Below are 19,019 nucleotides of genomic sequence, written 5' to 3' on the forward strand. Positions count from 1 at the left end.
CGGCCGCTCAGCTCGGAGGCTCGTTGCTCGCCCGGAGCTCGACGTACCGGTAGTCGCTGGGGGACATCCCGTGGGCGGTGCGGAACACCCGGCTGAAGTGGGCCGGTGATGCGAAGCCGCACCGTGCGGCGATCGCTTGGACCGGTGTGTCGGCGAGTCCGGGGTCGGCGAGGTCCCGCCGGGCCCGCTCCAGGCGGCGGTTGCGGATGAGGGCGGCCACCGTGGTTCCCTCCTGCTGGAACAGCCGGTGCAGATGGCGGGTGGAGATGTGGTGCGCGGCGGCGACGGACGCCGGGGTGAGCCGGGGGTCGTGGAGGTTGCCGCCGATGAAGGAGCGGATGGCCAGGACGAGGTTGCGGCTGCGGGCCTCCGGTGACAGGGCCGCCTCCTGGTCGAGCCCCTCCGCGAGCAGGCCGGCTGTGAGGTCGAGCAGGATCCGGTGCAGCCGGGGCCCGTCGGACGGGCCGTATGCCTCGGCCTGGTCCACCAGGTGCAGGAGGACCTGGGAGATCAGCGCGCCGAAGCCGTGGCGGCCGGACAGGCGTCGGCCCACGATGGCGTCCAGGGACGTGCTCGGCGGCAGGGGCAGCTGCGACCGGGGCAGGTCGAGGCCGATGCCCTTGATGGGCGCGTCGACGGTCGCCACCTCGTAGGGCTTCGAGGTGTCGATGAAGTAGACGTCGTGCGGTGCCACGGCGCTGTGCACCCTGCCCTGTTCGACCTGTATGGGCCCGCTTCCGGGCTGGACGAGGGTCATGTGGAGCAGCCCCGGGTCGGACTGCCGGATCAGCCGGGGGGTGCGCCGGTAGCGGGAGGCGGGCGCCTGGGTGGGCCACAGCACTGCGTCCTCGATGCGCAGGAGCCGGTAGCCGGCCCGGAAGTCGGCGGCGTGGGGGCTGCTGATCTCCATGGGCGCGACGACGTCGGCCATGTACTTGTGCCAGTAGGCGAACCGGTCGCCGCGCGGTATCGTGTCGGTCCAAAATCTTCCCGCGGTCAGCATGCGCCGCCGCCTCCTTCCCGGTCCTGGAGCCCGAACTCCCGGACCGCCGCGAGGAATTGCTCCGGCCGGTCCGTGTGGATCAGGTGCCCGGCGTCGATGGTGACCAGCTCGGCGTCCGGTATCTCGCGGACCATCCGCGCGAGCTGTTCCTGGTCGATGTGGCTGCCGGGCCCGCCGCCGATGACGAGGGTGGGCGCGGTGATCTCCGGGAAACGTTCGCGGACGGCCGGGTCGGGGTCGTTCAGCTGGGCGTCGGTGTCGGGGACGACGGGCCAGTCGAAGTCGAGGTCGCCCTCGGGGCGGACGGAGGGCGGGCGGGGCGGGTCGAGCGGGAGGAGGGGCGGCGCGTCCTCGATGACCAGCCGCCCGATCAGGTCCGGTTCCCGCTGGGCCAGGAGGTAGGCGGCGACCCCGCCCATGGAGTGTCCGACGACGGTCGCTCCGGCGAGGTTGCGGGCCTCCAGGAAGGCGTGCAGGTCGTCGCGGAACATCTCGAAGGAGTAGCGGCCGGGCCAGTCGCTCAGCCCGTGGCCCCGGAAGTCGGGGGCGTACACGCGGTGGTCGGCGGCCAGGTCCTCCGCGATCCGGTTCCAGGTCTCGCCGGAGCCCGCCCGGCCGTGCAGCAGGACGACGGGCGGGGCCTCGGGGGCGCCCCACACCCGGTAGGCGAGCCGGACCCCGCCCGCCTGGACGCTCAGGACCTCCGGGTCGAGGAAGGCCTCGACCGTACGGGCGAAGGCTCCCGGGTCGTCCAGCCAGGGGAAGTGCCCGGCTCCGCGCTGGACGACGAACTCGGCGCCCGGGAAGAGCGCGGCGAGCTCCGTGGCCCGGTCGGGGCTGGGGTGGCCGTCGTACTCCCCGGCGAGGACGAGCACCGGCACGGTGAGCTCGCGCAGGGCCGCGGCGGTGGCGGCGGGGTCGAAGGCGCCTTCCTCGGCGTAGCGTTCGCGGGCTGCCGCGTTGGTCTGTCCGGCGGAGGCCTCGGCGTGGGCGCGGGCCGCGTCGTCCCAGCGGCCGTAGGTGAGGGGCCGGACGGCGGGCCACAGCTCGGCGAAGGGGCCTCCGGCGAGCAGCGCCTCCTGGGCGGCCCGCGCCTCGGGGTACCAGGGCTCGTCGCGGCGCAGCTCGGCGGCCTCGCGCAGATCCTGGTCCGTCACCTCGATGCCCACGGCCCGGGTGCTGGGCGTGACGAGGGTCAGGGTGCGCAGCCGTTCCGGGTGGCGGGCGGCGTACAGGAGGGCCAGATCGGCTCCGGCGGAGTGCGCCAGTACGTCGATCCGCTCCAGGCCCAGGTGTTCGCGCAGGGCCTCCACATCGTCGACGAGGCGGTCGCAGCGGTACGTCGACGGGTCGTCGGGCACACCGGACGCGCCAGTGCCGCGCAGGTCCGGCAGGACGAGCCGGCGCCGGGCGGTGAGCCCTCCGAGGTCGCCGAGATACGCGCTCGCCCGCATGGGCCCGCCGGGCAGACAGATCAGCGGTTCCCCCTCGCCCACCACGTCATGGGCGAGGGGGGTCTTGTCGTACGCGGAGAAGGTCGGCATACGTCCCATCCAAACAGGAAGCCGTGGGCGGGCACAGCGGGCTTCGCGGGGAGCTGATCCACAGTGATGCGTGCGCCCCTCTTGCCAGCGGCCCCGGCCGCCTGAATTACTGCTCCCAGGAAGATCGACCGAATGATCGGTCGCCCGGTTCGGGAGAGGAAGGGTCCTTATGACGGCCATGCTGGACGCGGCGGAGCGGCTCGGCCGGGGCGAGCTGGAGGCCCTCCAGCTGGAGCGGCTGCGGTCCACCCTGCGCCACGCGTACGACAACGTCCCCTTCTACCGGGACGCTTTCGACCGGGCGGGGCTGCTGCCCGAGCATTGCCGGACGCTCGCGGATCTGGCCCGTTTCCCGTTCACCGCGAAGACGGATCTGCGGGACAACTACCCCTTCGGGATGTTCGCCGTACCGGAGCACGAGGTGCGCAGGATCCACGCCTCCAGCGGCACGACGGGGCGGCCGACGGTCGTCGGGTACACCGAACGGGATCTGGACACCTGGGCGGACGTGGTGGCCCGGTCGATCCGGGCGGCGGGCGGACGGCCCGGCCACAAGGTCCATGTGGCGTACGGGTACGGGCTGTTCACCGGTGGTCTCGGGGCGCATTACGGGGCGGAGCGGCTCGGCTGCACGGTGATCCCGGCCTCCGGCGGCATGACCGCGCGTCAGGTGCAGCTGATCCAGGACTTCCGGCCCGAGATCATCATGATCACGCCGTCGTACATGCTGACGCTGCTGGACGAGTTCGAGCGGCAGGGCGTCGATCCGCGGTCGACGTCCCTGAAGGTGGGGATCTTCGGCGCGGAGCCGTGGACCGAGGGGATGCGCGCGGAGATCGAGGACCGGTTCGCGATCGACGCGGTGGACATATACGGGCTCTCGGAGGTGATGGGCCCGGGGGTGGCGCAGGAGTGCGTGGAGACGAAGGACGGGCTGCACATCTGGGAGGACCACTTCTATCCGGAGGTCGTGGACCCGTTCACCGGTGAGGTGCTGCCCTACGGCGAGGAGGGGGAGCTGGTCTTCACCTCGCTGACCAAGGAGGCGATGCCGGTGATCCGGTACCGGACCCGGGACCTGACGCGGCTGCTACCGGGGACGGCGCGGACGTTCCGGCGGATGGAGAAGGTCACCGGCCGCAGCGACGACATGGTGATCCTGCGCGGGGTGAACCTCTTCCCCACCCAGATCGAGGAGATCGTGCTCCGTACGCCCGCCGTCGCCCCGCACTTCCAGCTGCGGCTGACGCGCGACGGGCGGCTGGACGCGCTGACGGTCCTCGCGGAGGCACGGGCGGACGCGACGGCCGACGAGCGGGAGAAGGCGGCGCGGGCCATCGCGGCGGCGGTGAAGGACGGCGTCGGGGTGTCGGTGAGCGTCGAGATCGTGGATCCGGAGACGCTGGAGCGCTCCGTGGGCAAGATCCGGCGGATCGTCGACCTGCGGGAGAAGGAGTCCGGCACGAGGTGAACGGCGGCGCTGACCGGCGCTGTTCACACCGTCGCAACACCCGTTCCCACGATGCGGACAGCTGCCGAAACGTCTCGACACAGGGGGCCGGGTCCTGCGAGTCTCCCGCTATGCATCTCGCCCACCGGCCCCTGGTCATCACCGCTCTGTGCTCCGTCGTCGCCCTCTGCGCCGCCCTCGCGGGCTGTGCCCCGCAAGCGGAGGAGAAGGAGGCGTCGGACCGGCCCGGTGCGGCGGCGTCCTGCGCGCCCGGCAAGCTCGCCACCCGGGTGCCGGGCAAGCTCACCGTCGGCACCGACAAGCCCGCGTACGCCCCCTGGTTCGCCGACGACGAGCCGTCCAACGGGAAGGGCTTCGAGTCGGCGGTGGCGTACGCCGTGGCGAAGGAGCTGGGGTACGGCCGCGATGCGGTGGTCTGGCAGCATGTGCCGTTCAACAGCGCGTTCGCGCCCGGTGCGAAGAAGTTCGACTTCGACATCAACCAGGTCTCCATCAGCGAGGAGCGGAAGAAGGCCGTCGCCTTCTCCTCCGGCTACTACGACGTGCGCCAGGCCGTCGTCGCGCTGAAGTCGTCGAAGGCCGCGAAGGCGAAGAGCGTCGCCGACCTCAAGGACGTGAAGCTGGGCGCGCAGGTGGGCACCACCAGCCTCGACTTCATCACCGATCTGGTGAAGCCGAAGGAGAAGCCCGCCGTCTACCAGCGCAACGACTTCGCCAAGTCGGCGCTGAAGACCGGCCAGGTGGACGCCATCGTGGTGGACCTGCCGACCGCGTTCTACATCACCGGGGCCGAGGTGCCCGAGGCTCAGGTGGTGGGCCAGTTCGCCGAATCCCCCGGTGAGCCGGAGCAGTTCGGTCTTGTCCTGGACCGGGAGAGCGCGCTGACCTCCTGCGTGAGCGGGGCGGTGGACGCCCTGCGGAAGGACGGCACGCTGGCCGGCCTGGAGAAGGAGTGGCTCTCCGACGCCGTCGACGCGCCGGTGCTCAGGTGACCCTGCACAAGGCGCCGGCCGTCGAGGACGCCTACGTCCCCTCCGAGCGGCGGATCGCCCGCGAGCGCTACCGTCGGGGACGCACCCGGCGGGCCACCGCGATCGCTGCGACCAGCACGCTGGTGGTGGGCGCGGTGCTGTTCGTGCTGATCACGAACTCGCCGGGGTGGACCCGTACCAAGGAGACCTTCTTCAGCGCCCACTACGCGCGCGTCGCCTTCCCGCAGGTCCTGGAGGGGCTGTGGCTGAATCTGCGACTGCTGGCCGTGTGCGGGGCGGCCGTGCTCGTGCTCGGTCTGCTGCTGGCGGTGGCCCGTACTCTGCGCGCCCGGTGTTCTTCCCCCTGCGTGCGCTGGCCGCCGCGTACACGGACTTCTTCCGGGGGCTGCCGCTCATCATCTGTCTGCTGATGGTGGTGTTCGGGGTGCCCGCCCTGCGGCTGGAGGGGGTGACCACCGATCCGGTGCTGCTGGGCGGCAGCGCGCTGGTGCTGACGTATTCGGCGTACGTCGCGGAGGTCTTCCGGGCGGGCATCGAGTCCGTGCACCCCTCGCAGCGGGCGGCGGCGCGTTCGCTGGGGCTGAGCAGCGGGCAGGCGCTGCGTTTCGTCGTACTCCCCCAGGCGGTGCGGCGGGTGGTGCCGCCGCTCCTGAACGATCTGGTGTCGCTCCAGAAGGACACCGGGCTCGTCTCGATCGCCGGGGCGGTGGACGCCGTGTACGCGGCGCAGATCATCGCGAGCAAGGACTTCAACTACACGCCGTACGTGGTCGCGGGGCTGGTCTTCGTGGCGCTGACCATCCCGATGACCCGGCTCACCGACTGGGTGACGGCCCGGATGGACCGGCGGCGGGCGCAGGGAGGGCTGGTATGAGCACGGCAGCGGAAGCGGCTCCGGTGCTGCGGATGGAGGCGGTCCGGAAGTCGTTCGGTACGTCGCTGGTGCTGCGGGACGTGGATCTGGAGGTGGCCCCGCACACGGTGACCGCCCTGCTTGGCACTTCCGGGTCGGGGAAGTCGACGCTGCTGCGCTGCGCCAACCTCCTGGAGGAGGTCGACGACGGGGCGATCTTCTTGGACGGCGAGGAGATCACCGATCCCCGGGCCGACGCGGACGCGGTGCGCCGCCGGATCGGCGTGGTGTTCCAGGCGTACAACCTCTTCCCGCATCTGACCGTGCTACAGAACATCACCCTGGCCCCGCGCCGCGTCCACGGGCTCTCGCGGCCCCGGGCCGAGGCGGAGGCCCGGGAGCTGCTGGAGCGGCTGGGGCTCGGGGCGAAGGCGGACGAGTATCCGGACCGGCTCAGCGGCGGGCAGCAGCAGCGGGCGGCGATCGTGCGGGCGCTGGCCGTACGCCCCCGGCTGCTGCTTCTGGACGAGATCACGGCGGCCCTGGACCCGGAGCTGGTGGGCGAAGTGCTGGGTCTCGTACGGGAGGTGAAGGAGGACGGCATGACGATGGTGATCGCCACGCACGAGATGGCGTTCGCGCGTGAGGTCGCCGACCAGGTGTGTTTCCTGGACGCCGGGGTGGTGCTGGAGCGCGGCACGCCCGAGGAGGTGTTCGGCGCGCCGCGCGAGGAGCGCACCCAGCGGTTCCTGCGGCGGATCGTGGCGGCTGGGCGGCTGTAAAACCGCCGGTTTCAGGTCAGTTCGTCGCGCAGTTGCCGCTTGAGGATCTTTCCGCTGGCGTTGCGCGGGAGTTCGTCGACGAACACGACGCGCTTGGGCGCTTTGAAGGCGGTGAGCTTCTCGCGGGCGTGGGCGATGAGTTCGCCCTCGTCCACGGCCGCGTCGGCGTGCCGGACGACGACGGCGGTGACGGCCTCGATCCAGCGGTCGTCGGGGAGGCCGATGACGGCGGTCTCGGCGACGGCGGGGTGGGTGTAGAGGGCGTCCTCGACCTGGCGGGAGGCGACGAGGACGCCGCCGGAGTTGATGACGTCCTTCACCCGGTCGACGACGGTGTAGAAGCCCTCGGCGTCGCGGACGGCGAGGTCGCCGGAACGGAACCAGCCGTCGCGGAAGGCCTCCGCCGTCTCCTCGGGCTTCTCCCAGTAGCCGGAGCAGAGTTGGGGCGAGCGGTAGACGACCTCGCCGGGGGTTCCGTCGGGGACGTCCTCGCCCTTCTCGTCGACGACGCGGGCCTCCACGAAAAGGACCGGCCGGCCGCAGGATTCCATGCGGCCCTCGTGCTCGTCGGGTCCCAGCACGGCGGCCAGCGGCCCGATCTCGCTCTGGCCGAAACAGTTGAAGAAGGCCAGGTGCGGCAGGCGTTCGCGCAGCCGCTCCAGGACAGGGACGGGCATGATCGAGGCCCCGTAGAACGCCTTCCGCAGGCCGCGGAGGTCGCGGGTGGCGAAATCCGGGTGGTTGGCGAGGGCGATCCAGACGGTGGGCGGAGCGAACAGGCTGTCGCCCAGGCCCGATTCGACGAGGTCGAAGATGCGGGCGGCGTCCGGCGCGTCCAGGATGGTGTTCTCCGCGCCCACCGCCAGATAGGGCAGCAGGAACACATGCATCTGGGCCGAGTGGTAGAGCGGCAGGGAGTGCACGGGCCGGTCGGCGGCGGCGAGGCCGAGCGCGGTGATCGCACTGACGTACTCGTGGACCAGGGCCCCGTGCGTCATCATCGCGCCCTTGGGCAGGGCGGTGGTACCGGAGGTGTACAGCAGCTGCACCAGGTCGTCGGAGGCGGGCGGGCGCTTTGGGGTGAAGGGCCGTTCCGCCTCCAGGGCGTCGAGCAGCGAACCGGGAGCATCACGCAGCGCGCGTACGGTACAGCCGGCGGGGAGCCGCCCGGCGAGGTCCGGGTCGGTCAGCACGAGGGAGGAGCCGGACTGGTCGAGGAGGTACGCCAGGTCGTCACCGGTGAGGTTCTGATTGACCGGTACGTGGACGAGGCCGGCCCGGGCGCAGGCGAGGAAGCCGATCAGATAGGCGTCGGAGTTGTGCGCGTAGGCGGCCACCCGGTCGCCGGGGGCGAGACCGTGCTCCTCGGTCAGGACGGCGGCGGCCGTGGAGACGGCGGCGTCCAGCGAGCGGTAGGTCCAGGCCCGGTCGGCGTACCGTACGGCGGTCCGGCCGGGGGTGCGCCGGGCGCTGCGGGTGAGGACGCCGTCGACTGTGCTGCTGCGTACACCTGTCATGGCGTGATCCTGTGCGGGCCGGGCCCCGGGGGTCAAGAGGCCGGATACCGACCAGACGGTTGACAGTTGCCGGGGCTCCCTGGCTGAGTGGCGCGTGGCTGACCGGACGGTCCGGTCAACCGCCCGTGCCACCCGCACCGTTGGGAGGAACACCTTGAGATTGCGAAACCGTCTGAGACTGCTCGGGGTTGCCGGTCTCGCCCTGTTCACCGTGTCGGCGTCGCTGCCGCCGGCGACCGCCTCCGGGGCGGGGCAGGAGCGGCACCCGTCCGGCGGCGGGCTCTCCGCCGTCATCCGGTACACGGAGTACGGCATCCCGCACATCGTGGCCAAGGACTACGCGCGGCTCGGCTTCGGCACCGGCTGGGCGCAGGCCGCCGACCAGGTGTGCACGCTGGCGGACGGCTTCCTCACGGTGCGCGGGGAACGGTCGAAGCACTTCGGGCCGGACGCGGCCACGGACTTCTCCCTCTCCTCGGCGACGACGAACCTCTCCAGCGATCTGTACTTCCGGGGTGTCCGGGACAGCGGCACGGTGGAGAAGCTGCTGAAGGTCCCCGCGCCCGCCGGTCCGAGCCGGGACGTGAAGGAGACCATGCGCGGGTTCGCCGCCGGGTACAACGCGTGGATCGCGCAGAACCGGATCACCGATCCGGCCTGCCGGGGCGCGTCGTGGGTGCGCCCGGTGACGGCGCTGGACGTGGCGGCGCGCGGGTACGCCCTGGCGGTGCTCGGCGGCCAGGGGCGCGGGATCGACGGCATCACGGCCGCGCAGCCGCCGACCGCCGCTCCCCCGGCGGCCGGGGTCACCCCTGAGGAGGCGGCGTCGGCGGCGAAGCGGCTGCTGTCGGCGCAGAACGCGGACATGGGGTCCAACGCGGTGGCCTTCGACGGCTCCACCACGGCGAACGGGCGCGGGCTGCTGCTGGGCAACCCGCACTACCCGTGGCAGGGCGGACGCCGCTTCTGGCAGTCGCAGCAGACGATCCCCGGCGAGCTGAACGTGTCGGGGGCGTCCCTGCTGGGCGCGACGACGATCTCGATCGGCCACAACGCGGATGTGGCGTGGAGCCATACGGTCGCCACGGGCGTGACGCTGAATCTGCATCAGCTGACGCTGGATCCGGCCGACCCGACCACGTATCTGGTGGACGGGAAACGGGAGCGGATGACGAAGCGGACGGTGACCGTCCCGGTGAAGGGCGCGGCTCCCGTGACCCGCACCCAGTGGTGGACGCGCTACGGCCCGGTCGTCGACTCCATGGGCACGGCGCTGCCGTTGCCGTGGACGGCGAGCACGGCGTACGCGCTGAACGACCCGAACGCGACGAATCTGCGGATGGCGGACACGGGTCTGGGCTTCAGCAAGGCCCGGGGCACGGCGGACGTCGAACGCTCGCTGCGCCGGAATCAGGGCATGCCGTGGGTGAACACGATCGCGGCGGACCGGGCGGGGCACTCGTTCTTCGCCCAGTCGCAGGTGCTGCCGAGGATCACGGACGAGCTGGCGGAGCGCTGCTCGACCCCGCTGGGCCGGGCCACGTACCCCGCCTCCGGTCTGGCGGTGCTGGACGGTTCGCGGAAGGACTGCGCGCTGGGCAGCGACCGGGACGCGGTGCAGCCGGGGATCTTCGGCCCGAGCCGGATGCCGGTGCTGAAGAACCAGCCGTACGTCGAGAACTCCAACGACAGCGCGTGGCTGACCAACGCGGACCGGCCGCTGACCGGGTACGAGCGGGTCTTCGGCACGGTCGCGACGCCCCGGTCGATGCGGACGCGCGGCGCGATCGAGGACGTGGCGTCGATGGCGGACAAGGGCCGCCTGCGGGTGACGGACCTCCAGCGGCAGCAGTTCGCCAACCGGGCGCCGGCCGGTGACCTGGCCGCGTCGGAGGTGGCGAAGTGGTGCGCGGCCCTGCCGGGCGGCAGGGCGGTGGGCACGGACGGCACGCCCGTCGATGTGTCGGAGGCCTGCCGGGTGCTGCGGCGCTGGGACCGGAGCGTGGACAGCGACAGCCGGGGCGCGCTGCTCTTCGACCGGTTCTGGCGGAAGACGTCGGCGGTGCCGGCGGCCGAGCTGTGGAAGACCCCGTTCGACCCGGCCGACCCGGTGCGCACCCCGCGCGACCTGAACACCGCCGCGCCGGGAGTGGGCAGGGCGCTGGCGGACGCGGTGGCGGAGCTGCGGGCGGCGGGCATCGCGCTGGACGCACCGCTGGGCAAGCATCAGTTCGTCGTACGGAACGGCAAGCGGCTCCCGATCGGCGGCGGCACGGAGTCGCTGGGCATCTGGAACAAGACCGAGCCGGTGTGGAACGCGGCGGCGGGCGGTTATACGGAGGTGTCGTCGGGCTCCAGCTACATCCAGGCGGTCGGCTGGGACGACAGCCGCTGCCCGGTGGCTCGGACGCTGCTGACGTACTCCCAGTCGGAGAACCCGAAGTCGCCGCACTACAGCGACCAGACCCGGCTGTACGCGGGCGAGCGCTGGGTGACGTCGCGGTTCTGCGAGAAGGACATCGCACGCTCGCCGGCCCTGCGGGTGGTGCGGGTGCACGAGCGGCGGTAGCGCAGTGGGCGGGTGCGCCCGCCCGCTGTCAGAAGGGCGTCCGCCTCGGTGGGCGCCCTTCTCGCTGACGTGTCGTGACGGCGTTCCCGGGCGTTCCTGGCGGATCATCCCGGGACGGCTCCGCCCTCCGCCCGCGCCCAGGCCAGCTGCGCGTCGCTCAGCGGCGGGTCGAAGCCCTCCGGGAACAGCAGCATGCGCGGCTGCGGCCACATGTTCTCCGGTCCGTGTTCCTGGCAGTCCAGGGCGAGGAGGTGCGGCCCGTCCCCGCAGGACTCGTGCCGGTAGGGGCGGTCGTGCGCCCGGCAGAAATAGCCGAACGCCGAGCAGTGGTCGTCGCCGCCCGGTTCGTGGAAGCCGGGGTCGCTGACGATCACGGTCACCGGATCCTGCCGGTTGAGCCGAGGAATGGGCCGGGGATCACACCACAGCAGTCGAGGAGGGAGCACCCGCCCATCCTGCCCCCGAGGCCGAGCCCGTGTGGACGCGCCCGTATCAAAAAAGAGGTCGCTCGAAGCCCTCCCAGTACGGTTCGCGCAAGCGTCGTTTGTAGAGCTTGCCATTGGGGTCGCGAGGCATCGCGGTGATGAAGTCCAGGCTCCGGGGCCGTTTGTAGCCGGCGAGCCGCTCTTCGCAGTGGGCGAGGATCGCGGCGGCGAGTTCGGCCGACGGCTCGTGGCCGCCGGCCGGTTCGACGACGGCCTTGACCTCCTCGCCCCGGTCGGCGTGCGGGATGCCGAAGGCGGCGGCGTCCGCGACAGCGGGGTGGGTGAGCAGGGCGGACTCGATCTCGGCGGGGTAGATGTTGACGCCCCCGGCGATGATCATGTCGATCTTGCGGTCGCGGAGGAAGAGGTAACCGTCCTCGTCCAGCACACCGAGGTCGCCGACGGTGAAGAAGTCGCCGATGCGGTTCTTGCGGGTCTTGGTCTCGTCCTTGTGGTAGCTGAAGCCGCCGGTGCTCATCTTCATGTAGACGGTGCCCAGTTCGCCCGCCGGGAGCCGGTTCCCGTCGTCGTCGAAGACGGCGAGTTCGCTGATCGGCCAGGCCTTGCCCACGGTGCCGGGCTTCTTCAGCCAGTCCTCGGCGGTGGCGAACGCGCCGCCGCCCTCGCTGGCCGCGTAGTACTCCTCGACGCAGCTCCCCCACCAGTCGATCATGGCGCGTTTGACGTGGTCGGGGCAGGGGGCGGCCCCGTGGATGGCGTGCCGCATCGAGGAGACGTCGTAGCGGGTCTTCACCTCGTCGGGCAGGGCTAGCAGCCGGTGGAACTGGGTGGGGACCATATGGGTGTGTGTGCAGCGGTGGGCGTCGATGAGGCGCAGCATCTCCTGCGGGGCCCAGCCGTCCATCAGGACCAGCGGGTGCCCGATGTGGAGTGCGGCGCCCGCGAATTGGAGTACGGCGGTGTGGTAGAGCGGCGAGCAGACGAGGTGGACGTTGTCGTCGAACGGCCGGATGCCGAAGATGCCGAGGAACCCGCCGAGATAGGTCTCCTCGGGGCGTTTGCCGGGCAGCGGACGCCGGATTCCGCGCGGGCGGCCGGTGGTGCCCGAGGTGTAGTTCATGACCCAGCCCAGCGTGCGGTCCTCGGGCGGGGTGGTGGGGTGGCCGTCGAGGAGGTCGGCGTACGGGCGGCCGCCGGGGACCGTACCCACGCCGTAGCGGTGGCTCGTGGGCAGCCCGGCCTCGTCGGCGGCGGCCGTCGCGGCGGCCGCGAAGCGTTCGTGGGCGATGAGGACGCGGGCGCCGGAGTCGGCGACGATCCAGGCGATCTCGGGGCCGACGAGGTGGTGGTTGACGGGGACGAGGTAGAAGCCGGCCTGCGAGGCGGCGAGGTAGGCGGTGAGGAGTTCGACGCCGTTGGGCAGGACGACGGCGAACGCGTCGCCCTCGCGCAGCCCCGCCGCGCGCAGCCCGTGGACCATGCGGTTGACGTCGGCGTGCAGCCGGCCCGCGCTCCACTCCTCGCCGTCGGGGGCGATCAGGACGGTGCGGTCGGGATCGGCGGCGGCCTGGGCCCAGAAGCCGTTGGGCGGCTGGTTCACGTGGCGCTCCTTCCGGCGATGCGGTTGATGCGGCTGACGGCCCGTTCGAAACCGCGGGTGAGATCGTCGACGACGGCCTGGACGCTGCGCCGGCTGCTCATCCGGCCGACGATCTGCCCGACGGGCGTGCCCAGCAGTTCGCCGACCTCGTACTTCTGGATCCGGGAGACGGCCTCGGCGACCAGCAGCCCCTGGAGCGGCATGGGCAGGGTTCCGGGCCCTGCCGGGTCGTCCCAGGCGTCGGTCCACGCGGTACGGAGCTGGCGTGCGGGCTTGCCCGTGAGGGCTCGGGAGCGGACGGTGTCGCCGGAGCCGGCGGCGAGCAGTTTGGCGGTCAGGGCCTCGGAGTGCAGGTCGGCCTCCTCGGTGGTGAGCCAGAGGGAGCCGAGCCAGACGCCCTGGGCGCCGAGGGCGAGTCCGGCGGCGACCTGTTCGCCGCTGCCGATACCTCCGGCGGCGAGCACGGGCAGCGGGGCGACGGCCTCGACGACTTCGGGGACCAGCACCATGGAGCCGATCTCGCCGGTGTGGCCGCCCGCCTCGTACCCCTGGGCGACGACGACGTCGATGCCCGCCTCCGCATGGCGTCGGGCGTGCCGGGCGCTGCCGGCCAGGGCGGCGACGAGGACGCCGTGGTCGTGGGCGCGGGCGACGACGTCGGCGGGCGGGGAGCCGAGGGCGTTGGCGAGGAGTTTGATCGGGTAGTCGAAGGCCACGTCGAGCTGGCTCCGGGCGACCTCCTCCATCCAGCCGGTGATGCGCCAGCCGGACGCCTCCCCCTCGGCCAGTTCGGGCACGCCGTGGCGGGCCAGGAGTTCCCGGACGAATCCGCGGTGCCCGTCGGGGATCATCGCCTCGACGTCCGCCTCGGTGACGCCCTCGACCTTCTTGGCGGGCATGACGACATCGAGGCCGTAGGGCTTGCCGTCGGCGTGCTGGTGCAGACGGTCGAGGTCGCGGGCCAGGTCGTCGGGGGCGGTGTAGCGGACGGCTCCGAGCACGCCGAAGCCGCCGGCTCTGGTGATGGCCGCGGCGACCTCGGGGAACGGCGTGAAGCCGAAGATCGCGTGCTCGATTCCCAGTCGGCGGCTCAGTTCCGTCTCCATGGGCGGCAGGATGCCGCAGCGACGCACCCGAGGGAAGAGATTTTCTGATGCAGTGTCAGATTCTTTGCGGAGCTGGACCCATCCGGAATCGGGGAGGTGACAGTAATCTCTGCGGCGGCAGGAACTTTCACTGCTCGGCGAGATTTCGGAAGTTACTTTCGCGCGGGCTCCGGCTTACGGGCACGGCCCGGTGACCGGACGTCAGGCGCGGGAAGGAGTTGCGGATGACCGGGGACACGCAGGGGTACGGGCGGACCTCCGAGAACACCCCACGCACCGCGCGGAGCGGCATCGCCCGGCGGCGGCTGGGCGGCGGGATACTGGCGCTGGGCGGGGCGCTCGCGCTGACGCCGATCCCCCTCGCGGACGCGGCTGCCCGGAGCGGGCCGGGCAGTGCGGCGGACACGGGAGCGGGCATGGAGTCAGGGGCGCACCGGCCCACGCTGCGGCGCGGCAGCGCGGCCCGCGCCGGGCTGCTCCAGGAGCCGCTGGACCAGCTCGTCCGGGACGCCGAGGCCTACCTCGCGGACTCCCCCGAGCATCCCTGGTACGCGGGCGCGGTGCTGCTCGCCGGGCGGGGCGGCACGGTGGCGCTGCACCGGCCGATCGGCAAGGCGGTGCGCTACTCCGCGTACGACGAGAAGACCGACACCGGGGTGGAGTTCCCAGCGGACCGGCAGATCGCGATGGCCGAGGACACCGTCTTCGACCTGGCCTCGATCTCCAAGCTGTTCACCTCGCTCCTGGCGGTCCAGCAGATCGAGCGCGGCCGGCTGGAGCTGGAGGCGACGGTCGCCTCGTATCTTCCGGACTTCGCGGGCGGCGGCAAGCAGGACATCACGGTCCGTCAACTGCTCACGCACACCTCGGGTTTCCGGTCGTGGATCCCGCTGTACGAGGAGCCGACCCGGGAGGGCAAGCTCCGGATGCTGTGGGACGAGGTCCCGGCGAGCACCCCGGGCAGCGCCTACCTCTACTCCGACCTCAACCTGATCTCGCTCCAGCTGATCCTGGAGCAGATCACCGGCCGGACGCTGGACGTGCTGCTCCGCGAGGAGATCACCGCCCCGCTCGGAATGCACCGCACCCGCTACAACCCGCCGGCCTCGTGGAAGCCGAAGATCGCGGCGACCGAGGACGCCCGGCTGCCCTGGTCCGGTCTGGAGCGCGGTCTCGTCTGGGGCGAGGTGCACGACGAGAACGCGTACAGCTTCGGCGGGGTGGCGGGCCACGCGGGGGTGTTCTCCTGCGCCTGGGATCTCGCGGTGCTCGCCCGGACGCTGCTCAACGGCGGGGTGTACGGCCGCTCCCGCATCCTGTCCGAGGAGTCGGTGGACCTGCTGTTCACCGACTTCAACACCGCGTTCCCGGGCGACGAGCACGGCCTCGGCTTCGAGCTCTACCAGCACTGGTACATGGGCGCGATGGCGACCCCGCGCAGTGCGGGGCACACCGGATTCACCGGGACCAGCCTGGTGCTCGACCCGTCCACCGACACCTTCCTCATCGTGCTGGGCAACTCCGTCCATCCCGTACGGAGTTGGCGCTCGGGCAGCGCGCCCCGGGTGGCGACCGCCAACCAGCTGGCCCGGGCCGTTCCGGTGCGGCCCGAGCGGGGGCGCACGGCCTGGTTCTCCGGGATGGCCAGCGCCTCCACGGCCACCCTCACGCTGCCCGCCCTGCGCCTGGGCTCCGCACGGGCCCGGCTGGAGTGCGCGCTGTGGTGGGACACCGAACCGGCCTCCGACGGCCTCTTCCTGGAAGCGTCGGCGGGCGGGGAGGACTGGCAGCCGGTGCCGTTCACCACCGTGCGTCCGGGCCCCGGCCACCGCCCGGATCCGGTGCCGCACCCGACGGGCTCGGTGACCGGCTGGTCGGGGCGGGTGTGGCACCGGCTGGAGGCGGACCTGTCGGCCTGGCGCGGCACGAGTCTCCAGCTACGGTGGCGGTACACCACGGACCAGCTGTACGTGGGGCGCGGCGCGTACGTGGACGCCCTGCGAGTGCGGGACGGGGGCCGTACGGTCTTCGACTCCGAGCGGCCCAAGGACGCGGGGCGGATCGGGGCGACGGGCTGGGTGCTGTCGGCCGACTGAGCGGCAGGGCGGGGCGCCGCGCGTGGTGCGCCGGCGCCCGCCCGACGCCCCCGCCACAATGGCGTCGCGTCCGGTGCGTGCCGACGTCACCGCCGGTTCATCCGGGGGCCGTTGGATGGCACGAGCTGTATGCGAGCCGCTCGGCCCATCCACCCCCGTGGTCGATTCCAGGAGGCACACCATGAGCAGCGTTCGGCACCCCGCCCTCTTCGCCCCGGTGCACTCCCGGTGACCGGCCGGGTTCCCGCACCGGCCAGACGCAGTCTGCTGTACGCGGCGGCGGCCGGGATCACGGCGGCCTTCACCGCCGCCCCGCACGCCTCGGCCGCCCCGCGCCCCGAGCCCGGTCTCCCCCGCGCGGGCACGCCCTGGACCACCTCCTGGGCCACCGCGCAGACCGCACCCACGGCGGACGATCCGCTCGCGTCGGCCGGGCTCACGGACGGGCTCTGCACGACGCGGCTGCGGCTCTCGGCGGGCGGGCAGGTCCGCCTGCGGTACGCGCACGCCTTCGGGGCCGCGCAGGTGCTGGTGGGTCCGGTGACCGCCGAGGGGCGGCCGGTCACCTTCGGCGGGCGGCCGCAGGCGTGGCTGGCGGCGGGCGCCTCGCTCACCAGCGACCCGGTTGCGGGGCTTCAGGTGCCGGACGGGTCCCTCCTGACCGTCGAGACGCGGCTCCCGGGCCCCACCGGCCCGCTGTCCTTCCACCGCAACACCCACGCCTGGCACACCGTCGACGGGGTCCGGACCCGGTCCGTGTTCCTCCTGACCGGGGTCGAGACGACGGGGGCGCGCGGCCCGGTCCTCGCCGTGCTGGGCGACTCCATCGCGGAGGGCACCGGTACGCCCGACGACGCGGACCTGCGCTGGCCCGACCAGCTGGCCCGCAGGCTGTCCGGCTCCGCCGTCGCCAACCTCGGCATCAGCGGCAACCGGCTGCTGCTCGACAACGACCGCTTCGGGCCGAGCGCCCAGGCCCGCTTCGACCGGGACGTGCTGTCGCTGCCGGGGCTGCGGACGGTCCTGGTGCACCTGGGCGTCAACGACCTCCACCATCTGCCGGTCGAGCGCGACCCGGCGCGGATGGTGGCCGCGTACCGCCAACTCGCCCTGCGCGCCCGGTCCGCCGGGCTGCGGGTGGTGGGCGCCACGATCACCCCGTTCGAGGGGTGGACGCGCTGGACGCCGGAGGCGGACGCGGTGCGCCGGGAGGTCAACGAGGCGGTGCGCACCGGGCGGATCTTCGACGCGGTCGCCGACTTCGACGCGGCGCTGCGCGACCCGGACCGCCCGTCCCGGCTGCTGCCCGCGTACGACAGCGGCGACGGCCTGCACCCGGGCGCCGAGGGGCACACGGCGATCGCCGCCGCCGTGGACCCCCGGCACCTGCGTTAGGAAATACCCCTCACTACTCCCCCAGCGCGGCCATCGCCGCGTTGTGGCCGGGGACCCCGCTGACCCCGCCGCCGCGCACCGCGCCCGCCCCGCAGAGCAGCACATTGGCGTGCGCGGTCTCCACGCCCCAGCGCCCGGTGCCCTCGTCCGCGTACGGGAAGGAGAGGTCGCGGTGGAAGATGTGGCCGCCGGGCAGCCGCAGATCGCGCTCCAGGTCGAGCGGGGTCTTGGCCTCGATGCAGGGTTCGCCGTTGGCGTCGAGGGCGAGGCAGTCGGTGACCGGTTCCTCCAGGTGCGCGTCCAGTTCGGCGAGGGTCGCCTTGAGGAGGGCGGCGCGGGCGGCGTCGTTGTCGGCGGTGAACAGCCGGGCCGGGGCGTGCAGGCCGAAGAGGGTGAGGGTCTGGTAGCCGCGCGCGGCGAGTTCGGGGCCGAGGATCGTGGGGTCGGTCAGCGAGTGGCAGTAGATCTCGGAGGGCGGGGCGGTGGGCAGCCGGCCGGCCGCCGCGTCCCGGTAGGCGTCGGCGAGCTGCCCGTATCCCTCGGCGATGTGGAACGTCCCGGCGAAGGCCTGCCGGGGGTCGACGGACCGGTCGCGAAGCCGCGGCAGCCGGGTGAGCAGCATGTTCACCTTGAGCTGGGCGCCTTCGGCGGGCGGGGGCGGGGCGTCGCCGAGCAGGGCGGCGAGGGCCTGCGGGGAGGCGTTGACGAGGACGCGGCCCGCGGCGACGACGTGCTCGCCGTCCGGGGTGCGGACGGTGACCTCGGCGGCGTTCCCGTCCGTCTCGATACGGGTCGCCTCGTGCCGTACGCGGATCTCGGCGCCCGCCGCCCGGGCGGCCCCGGCCAGGGCGTCGGTGAGCGCGCCCATGCCGCCGACGGGGACGTCCCAGTCGCCGGTCCCGCCGCCGATCACGTGGTAGAGGAAGCAGCGGTTCTGGAGGAGCGAGGTGTCATGGGCGTCGGCGAAGGTGCCGATCAGGGCGTCGGTGAGGACGACCCCGCGCACCAGGTCGTCGGTGAAGTTCTCCTCGACGGCCACGCCGAGCGGTTCCTCGAAGAGCATCCGCCAGGCATCCGCGTCGTCGATCCGCTCGCGCAGGGCCTCTCGGCCGGGCAGCGGTTCGGTGAGCGTGGGGAAGACGCGCTCGGCGACCCGCTGGGTCATCCCGTAGAACCGCTGCCAGGCGGCGTACTCCCGCTCGCCGCCGGTGAGCGCCGCGAAGGACTCCCGGGTGCCCTCGCCCGCGACGAGCAGCCCGGTGGGGCGGCCGTCGCGCACGGCGGGGGTGTAGGACGAGACGGACCGCTTGCGCACGGCGAAGTCGAGGCCGAGGTCGCGGACGATCTTGTCGGGCAGCAGGGAGACCAGGTACGAGTAGCGCGAGAGCCGGGCGTCGACCCCGGCGAAGGGGCGGGTGGAGATGGCCGCTCCCCCGGTGGTGCCGAGCCGTTCCAGGACGAGGACGGACTGTCCGGCGCGCGCGAGGTAGGCGGCGGCGACCAGACCGTTGTGGCCGCCGCCGACGATCACGGCGTCGTAGCGGTCCCGGGCGGGCGCGCCGGGTCCGGAGGCCTGCTGGGGTCCGGGCTGACCTGCGGGTGTTCGGGGTGCGGGGCTCTGAGGTGCGGGCATGCACCTTCGTAG

At 72.7% G+C, this 19,019-nt stretch carries 13 protein-coding genes and 1 pseudogene; 7 read left to right on the plus strand and 7 right to left on the minus strand.

The genetic code is table 11. The features are described 5' to 3' along the window. Positions 1-7: 7 nt before the first annotated feature. Both A3Q37_RS15575 and A3Q37_RS15580 read right to left on the minus strand, forming a co-directional pair. Positions 8-1,003: a helix-turn-helix domain-containing protein gene (locus tag A3Q37_RS15575; RefSeq protein WP_065484573.1), complete on the minus strand. Its 996-nt coding sequence runs from the start codon at positions 1,001-1,003 to the stop codon at positions 8-10. After that, a complete protein-coding gene (locus tag A3Q37_RS15580; protein WP_065484579.1) occupies positions 997-2,547 on the minus strand; it encodes an alpha/beta fold hydrolase in 1,551 nt (516 codons plus the stop codon). Before A3Q37_RS15580 ends, A3Q37_RS15575 begins: the two co-directional genes overlap by 7 nt. 169 nt (positions 2,548-2,716) lie before the next feature. Here A3Q37_RS15580 and paaK point away from each other — a divergent pair, with 169 nt between their 5' ends. From paaK to A3Q37_RS15600, 4 genes and pseudogenes are all read left to right on the plus strand, one after another. Further along, positions 2,717-4,018, plus strand: a complete 1,302-nt coding sequence (paaK, locus tag A3Q37_RS15585; protein WP_065484581.1) for a phenylacetate--CoA ligase PaaK — start codon at positions 2,717-2,719, stop codon at positions 4,016-4,018. Between the two features lie 110 nt (positions 4,019-4,128). Beyond that, positions 4,129-5,010: an ABC transporter substrate-binding protein gene (locus A3Q37_RS15590; protein ID WP_065484583.1), complete on the plus strand. Its 882-nt coding sequence runs from the start codon at positions 4,129-4,131 to the stop codon at positions 5,008-5,010. After that, positions 5,007-5,884: pseudogene (locus tag A3Q37_RS15595) on the plus strand (amino acid ABC transporter permease). The gene A3Q37_RS15590 and the pseudogene A3Q37_RS15595 overlap by 4 nt, the downstream one beginning before the upstream one ends. Further along, entirely contained in the window at positions 5,881-6,645 is a 765-nt protein-coding gene (locus A3Q37_RS15600) for an amino acid ABC transporter ATP-binding protein (RefSeq protein WP_065484585.1), read from the plus strand. The pseudogene A3Q37_RS15595 and the gene A3Q37_RS15600 overlap by 4 nt, the downstream one beginning before the upstream one ends. A gap of 11 nt (positions 6,646-6,656) precedes the next feature. Here A3Q37_RS15600 and A3Q37_RS15605 read toward each other — a convergent pair whose 3' ends face one another. Continuing rightward, complete coding sequence (locus tag A3Q37_RS15605; protein WP_065484587.1) at positions 6,657-8,162, minus strand: acyl-CoA synthetase; 1,506 nt, start codon at positions 8,160-8,162, stop codon at positions 6,657-6,659. A gap of 154 nt (positions 8,163-8,316) precedes the next feature. Between A3Q37_RS15605 and A3Q37_RS15610 the strand changes: the two genes are divergently transcribed. After that, positions 8,317-10,731: an acylase gene (locus A3Q37_RS15610; RefSeq protein WP_065484591.1), complete on the plus strand. Its 2,415-nt coding sequence runs from the start codon at positions 8,317-8,319 to the stop codon at positions 10,729-10,731. A gap of 104 nt (positions 10,732-10,835) precedes the next feature. Here the strand turns inward: A3Q37_RS15610 and A3Q37_RS15615 are convergent, their stop codons facing one another. The 3 genes from A3Q37_RS15615 to A3Q37_RS15625 form a co-directional block, all read right to left on the minus strand. Then, positions 10,836-11,111, minus strand: coding sequence for a hypothetical protein (locus A3Q37_RS15615; RefSeq protein ID WP_065484593.1), 276 nt, complete (start codon positions 11,109-11,111; stop codon positions 10,836-10,838). 112 nt (positions 11,112-11,223) lie between these two features. Further along, the gene (locus A3Q37_RS15620; RefSeq protein ID WP_065484596.1) at positions 11,224-12,777 is read right to left on the minus strand and encodes an acyl-CoA synthetase; all 1,554 of its coding nucleotides are present in this window, start codon (positions 12,775-12,777) and stop codon (positions 11,224-11,226) included. Beyond that, the gene (locus tag A3Q37_RS15625) at positions 12,774-13,883 is read right to left on the minus strand and encodes a nitronate monooxygenase family protein (protein WP_065484871.1); all 1,110 of its coding nucleotides are present in this window, start codon (positions 13,881-13,883) and stop codon (positions 12,774-12,776) included. The genes A3Q37_RS15620 and A3Q37_RS15625 overlap by 4 nt, the downstream gene beginning before the upstream one ends. Positions 13,884-14,107: 224 nt before the next feature. Here A3Q37_RS15625 and A3Q37_RS15630 point away from each other — a divergent pair, with 224 nt between their 5' ends. Both A3Q37_RS15630 and A3Q37_RS15635 read left to right on the plus strand, forming a co-directional pair. Next, a complete protein-coding gene (locus A3Q37_RS15630) occupies positions 14,108-15,979 on the plus strand; it encodes a serine hydrolase (RefSeq protein ID WP_176711422.1) in 1,872 nt (623 codons plus the stop codon). Between the two features lie 228 nt (positions 15,980-16,207). Continuing rightward, entirely contained in the window at positions 16,208-17,374 is a 1,167-nt protein-coding gene (locus A3Q37_RS15635) for an SGNH/GDSL hydrolase family protein (protein WP_065484603.1), read from the plus strand. A 13-nt stretch (positions 17,375-17,387) separates the two neighbouring features. On the opposite strand, the gene A3Q37_RS15640 is transcribed toward A3Q37_RS15635, so the two are convergent. Continuing rightward, on the minus strand, positions 17,388-19,007 hold the full coding sequence (locus A3Q37_RS15640; RefSeq protein ID WP_255311828.1) for an NAD(P)/FAD-dependent oxidoreductase: 1,620 nt from the start codon (positions 19,005-19,007) through the stop codon (positions 17,388-17,390). Between the last annotated feature and the right edge of the window lie 12 nt (positions 19,008-19,019).

The organism is Streptomyces sp. PTY087I2 (assembly GCF_001687325.1).
Lineage (GTDB): Bacteria > Actinomycetota > Actinomycetes > Streptomycetales > Streptomycetaceae > Streptomyces.

Coding starts and splice junctions, on each gene's coding strand:
- A3Q37_RS15630 (WP_176711422.1), top strand. CDS start 14,108: ATGACCGGGGACACGCAGGGGTACGGGCGGACCTCCGAGAACACCCCA.
- A3Q37_RS15575 (WP_065484573.1), bottom strand. CDS start 1,003: ATGCTGACCGCGGGAAGATTTTGGACCGACACGATACCGCGCGGCGAC.
- A3Q37_RS15605 (WP_065484587.1), bottom strand. CDS start 8,162: ATGACAGGTGTACGCAGCAGCACAGTCGACGGCGTCCTCACCCGCAGC.
- A3Q37_RS15590 (WP_065484583.1), top strand. CDS start 4,129: ATGCATCTCGCCCACCGGCCCCTGGTCATCACCGCTCTGTGCTCCGTC.
- paaK (WP_065484581.1), top strand. CDS start 2,717: ATGACGGCCATGCTGGACGCGGCGGAGCGGCTCGGCCGGGGCGAGCTG.
- A3Q37_RS15580 (WP_065484579.1), bottom strand. CDS start 2,547: ATGCCGACCTTCTCCGCGTACGACAAGACCCCCCTCGCCCATGACGTG.
- A3Q37_RS15600 (WP_065484585.1), top strand. CDS start 5,881: ATGAGCACGGCAGCGGAAGCGGCTCCGGTGCTGCGGATGGAGGCGGTC.
- A3Q37_RS15625 (WP_065484871.1), bottom strand. CDS start 13,883: ATGGAGACGGAACTGAGCCGCCGACTGGGAATCGAGCACGCGATCTTC.
- A3Q37_RS15640 (WP_255311828.1), bottom strand. CDS start 19,007: ATGCCCGCACCTCAGAGCCCCGCACCCCGAACACCCGCAGGTCAGCCC.